This window comes from Haloferax sp. s1 (genome assembly GCF_058382125.1).
This window is the reverse complement of sequence record NZ_JBZRPK010000406.1, coordinates 1-4,257: the sequence shown is the minus strand read 5'-3', so window position 1 is coordinate 4,257 and position 4,257 is coordinate 1. Positions and strand designations below refer to the sequence as shown.

Below are 4,257 nucleotides of genomic sequence, written 5' to 3'. Positions count from 1 at the left end.
TACGACGTAGTCTGGTAGAGTGGCGGGGCGCGGGCCCCTGTCGCCGGGTCGGGGTCCTGCCCGGCGTGGAGACCGCGAGTGCGGAAACCTCTGGTCATGTACGTGGTGCATAATTCTGTACAGATGAATAACCGTCAGTTACGGCAAGCGTTGCCCACGTCAGGATTTCAGCCGAATCGAGAGCGTATTTGGAACATTGTCACCTGAATAGAATGTATTTAAAAATAACACACATTATGAGAGTTTATTCAGGACATTGTCTATTTCCGGACAGTAAATTGCATACGCTCGCGCGCATGAGTGCAGTTATATGAAGTGTCTCCGGGCTCACTTCGACAACGAAGAAAACCCGTTCGGGAGCCCCTACGACCTGTTTACCGTCGAAGGTCAGCGGCCGTGCGGCGAGTTGCGCGACCTCCGTCTCCGGCCCGACGGAACTGTCGTCGAGCTGTGTATTCTCGAGAACGCACCACCGGATATCGAGTCTCGACTCGATGAACACCCCGATATCGTCGATTTCGACGTTGGGGAAACTTCCGATGGTGGCGTCGTGTGCCACGTCCACCTCGTCCCCAACGATGACGTGCGACGGTTGCTCGAACTCGTCGACGAACACGACCTGTTACTCGACACCCCGATTCGACTCACCCACGATGGCGTCGTCGTCAACGTCCTCGGGAATCACACACAGCTCACCGGTGCCGTCTCGTCACTGCCGGAATCCTTCACGGACGCCTTCTGCGTCGAGGGACTTTCGGACTACGAACCGGTGCGAAATGGCGTGCGCGCCGAGCTCACCCACCGCCAGCGGGAAGTCCTCGAAACCGCCGTCGAAAGCGGTTACTACGACATTCCGCGGCAGATTTCTATCGAAGAACTCGCCACCGAACTCGAGTGTTCGCCGAGTACCGTCTCCGAACATCTCCGCAAGGTGGAATCGAGAGTACTGACCCAACTTAGGTAGCCACTATATAAAGGGCCGGCGGGCATCGGCAGCAACCCCATTCGGGAGTAGCCCGTACCAATAAGTATGTCAGAAGCACCGCAGAAACGCCGCGAACAACCCCCAGGCCCGTCTGGCGTGCCAGTGGTACAGAACACGTTCCAGTACGCGGACGACCCGCTCGAGTTCATCACCGATGTCGCCCGTGAACACGGTCCGGTCGCCGAATACGACATCGGCGGTATTTCGTTCTATCAGGTGAGCGACCCCGAACTCGCCGAACACGTCCTCGTTCAGGAGAACCAGCGGTACATCAAGGGCGAACTCTTCCAGGATTCGCTCGGGACGGTGCTCGGCGAAGGTCTTCTCACCAGCGAAGGCGAGTTCTGGCGGCAGCAGCGCCACCTGATGCAGCCGGCGTTCTTCCCGCAGATGCTCAAGCGGTACAGCGAGATAATGGTCGAGTACACGGAACGGATGCTGTCGTCGTGGGAAGACGGCGAGACGCGGGACATCCACGAGGACATGATGAGCCTCACGGTCGAAATCGCCGCCAAGACGCTCTTCGACGTGGACATCCGCGAAGAGGAATCGGCCGTCGGTGACGCGCTCGAAACCGTCATGGACTACTCGTCGACTTCGATGCGTCGCCCCGTCGACGTGCCGCAGTGGGTCCCGACCCCGCGCAACCGCCGGTACAAGCAGGCGCTCGAAGACCTCACCGAGGTCGTCGGCCGCATCGTCGAGGAGCACAGGGAGGGCGAACTCGACCCCGAGTCGAACGACATCGTCTCGCTTCTGTTGACCTTCCGCGACGACGACGGCAACCCGCTTCCGGACAAGCAGATTCGAGACGAGTTGGTCACCATCCTGCTCGCCGGCCACGAGACGACGGCGCTCGCGCTTACCTACACGCTCCACCTCCTCGGCACCAATCCCGAGCAGGCTGACACCCTCCGCGACGAACTCGACAGCGTCCTCGACGGCGACAGTCCCACGTTCACCGACCTCGACGACATGACGTACACCGAGCAGGTCATCACTGAGGGGATGCGCATCTACCCGCCCGTCTGGGAACTCGTCCGCGAAGCCGCCGAACCCGATACCATCGGCGGCTACGACATCGAACCGGGTCAGACGGTGTCGGCCCAGCAGTGGGTCATCCACCGCGACCCCCGGTTCTACGACGACCCGCTCGAGTTCCGCCCGAGTCGGTGGACGAAGGAGTTCAAGCGCGACCTGCCGAAGTTCGCGTACTTCCCGTTCGGTGGCGGTCCGCGCCGCTGTATCGGTGACCGGTTCGCGCTCCTCGAAGCGCGCCTCGCACTCGCGACGATTGCGCAGTCGTGGACCGTCGACCCGACCCACGAACTCGAATTCGACCCCTCGATTACCCTCCGCCCCGAGGGTACCGTCGAGATGGTCGTCAATCGTCGGTAACGCCACCGTCGCCAACAACCTCCACACTCACCAATCACCACAACTCCCACTACACAACCGCACCTCCCCCACCACCACCCCCCCCCCCCCCCCCCACCACCCCCCCCGACCCTGCCCCCCCTCGGTAGCCGTTGCGGCCCCCGCCCGCCCCGTCCACCGTCGCTCCCCCTCCGCGGGGGCCGGCAACAAAAAACCTGAGTACCTTTCGTATCGCGACTATTCTTCGGCGAGTTCGGCTTCCGCGGCTTCGACGCCAGCCTCGACATCGACATCGACGCCCGCGTCGGCCATCGCCTCGCCCACAGTTCGGACCCCGCGCACGATGTGTTCGGGTTCGAGTCCACCCATGTTCGAGACGCGGAAGATTTGCCCACCGAGGTGGGCCTGCCCGCCGGAGATGCTGACGTTCCGTTCGGTCACGCCGTCGAAGAACTCGTCGGCGTCGTCGCCGTACACTTCTTCGGGGAGCGAAACCGCGGTGAGCGTGTTCGAGAGTTCCGTCTCACCCTCCGGGTTGGCGAAGAGTTCGAGACCCATCGCCTGAAAGCCCGCGCGGAACGCGGCGGACTGCTGGCGGTGACGCTCGATACGCGTCGGCATCGTCTCTTCGGCGATGTCTTCGACCGCGACGGCGAGCGCTCGAAAGAGCGGGACGGCACTCGTAAAGGGCGTCTGGTGCTGTTCGGCCTTCCGGAGGTGCCAGTCGAGGTCCTCGTAGAACGGCGCGGCCTCACCGTCGATTCGGTCTTTCACGCGCTCTGTGACGTACATCGCGCTGACCCCCGGCGGCGCGGCGAGCGCCTTCTGGGAGTCGGTGATGGCGATGTCGACGTTCCAGTCGTCGATTTTGAACTCGTCGCCGCCGATGGACGTGACGCCGTCGACCACGAAGGTGGCGTCGTGGGCCTTAGCGACTTCGCCGACCGCTTCCGCGGGATTGAGGAGACCCGTCGAGGTCTCGTTGTGGACCATCGTGACCACGTCGGTGTCGTCGGTGACGGCTTCCTCGACGGCGTCAACGGGGATGGACTCGCCCCACTCGACTTCGACGCGGGTCACGTCGGCGTAGCGGTCCGCGATGCGGGCGAACCGACGACCGAACTTCCCGTTGACGAGCGAGACGACGTTCCCGCCGTCTCCGACGAGGTTGGCGACGGCGGCTTCCATGCCCATCGTCGCGGTTCCGTTGAAGATGAGAGACGTTCCCTCCTCGGCGGTAGACGCTCCGGAGCGCGTCGAGTTGGTGAAGATGTAGTCCAGAGCGTTCTGTGCACGCTCGTACACCGCTTCGAAGTCGGCCGACCGGTGAGACACCATTGGCTCGGACATCGAGTCGAGCACTTCGTCGGTGACCGGTACCGGACCGGGGTTCAAGAGGAGGAAGTCCTCTGCCATGGTTCGACCTCACGCTCTCCCCTGATAAGGTTCGCGGGTCTCCGCAAAGGATGCCGTTGGTGCGAGTGCTGACACGAGGTACATTGGGTCGGTACCTGCCCCCGGTCGGTGTGTTTACCCCCCGGTAGTTCGACCACACTAACAATGACCAGCGCCGACGTCGACGCCGAGTCGAACCCCTATCTCCGCGACCCGCCGACCGACTTCGAAGACGCCGAAACGCTCTCTCGCGAGGAGGCCGAGTCGCAAGCGGAACTCCTTCGCGAGGCCATCCGCGAACACGACCACCGATACTACGTCGAGGCCGAGCCACTCATCTCCGACGCGGCCTACGACGCGCTCTTCTCCCGACTCGTCGCGCTCGAAGGCACCTTCGACCTCGATACGACGAACAGTCCGACGAGTCGCGTCGGCGGCGAACCCATCGAGGCGCTGGAGACGGTCGAACACGTCGCGCCCATGCTCTCTAGCGACCAGAG

Annotated in this window: 4 protein-coding genes; 3 read left to right on the top strand and 1 reads right to left on the bottom strand. The window is 63.0% G+C overall.

All coding sequences use genetic code 11. The annotated features are described in order from the left end of the window. Positions 1-310: 310 nt before the first annotated feature. The gene (locus QT222_RS05355) at positions 311-964 is read left to right on the top strand and encodes a helix-turn-helix domain-containing protein (protein WP_491476544.1); all 654 of its coding nucleotides are present in this window, start codon (positions 311-313) and stop codon (positions 962-964) included. 66 nt (positions 965-1,030) lie between these two features. Next, positions 1,031-2,383 (top strand): cytochrome P450, encoded by a 1,353-nt coding sequence (locus QT222_RS05350; RefSeq protein WP_004058879.1) that lies wholly within the window; start codon positions 1,031-1,033, stop codon positions 2,381-2,383. A 216-nt stretch (positions 2,384-2,599) separates the two neighbouring features. On the opposite strand, the gene QT222_RS05345 is transcribed toward QT222_RS05350, so the two are convergent. Then, positions 2,600-3,778, bottom strand: a complete 1,179-nt coding sequence (locus QT222_RS05345) for a pyridoxal-phosphate-dependent aminotransferase family protein (RefSeq protein ID WP_004058877.1) — start codon at positions 3,776-3,778, stop codon at positions 2,600-2,602. Positions 3,779-3,922: 144 nt separating this feature from the next. Between QT222_RS05345 and QT222_RS05340 the strand changes: the two genes are divergently transcribed. After that, on the top strand, positions 3,923-4,257 hold a 335-nt coding region (locus QT222_RS05340; protein ID WP_491476543.1), incomplete at its 3' end, for a DNA ligase LigA-related protein.

Bases quoted from the DNA above. Each gene is read 5' to 3' on its own strand.
- QT222_RS05345 (WP_004058877.1), bottom strand. From the start codon at position 3,778: ATGGCAGAGGACTTCCTCCTCTTGAACCCCGGTCCGGTACCGGTCACC.
- QT222_RS05355 (WP_491476544.1), top strand. From the start codon at position 311: ATGAAGTGTCTCCGGGCTCACTTCGACAACGAAGAAAACCCGTTCGGG.
- QT222_RS05350 (WP_004058879.1), top strand. From the start codon at position 1,031: ATGTCAGAAGCACCGCAGAAACGCCGCGAACAACCCCCAGGCCCGTCT.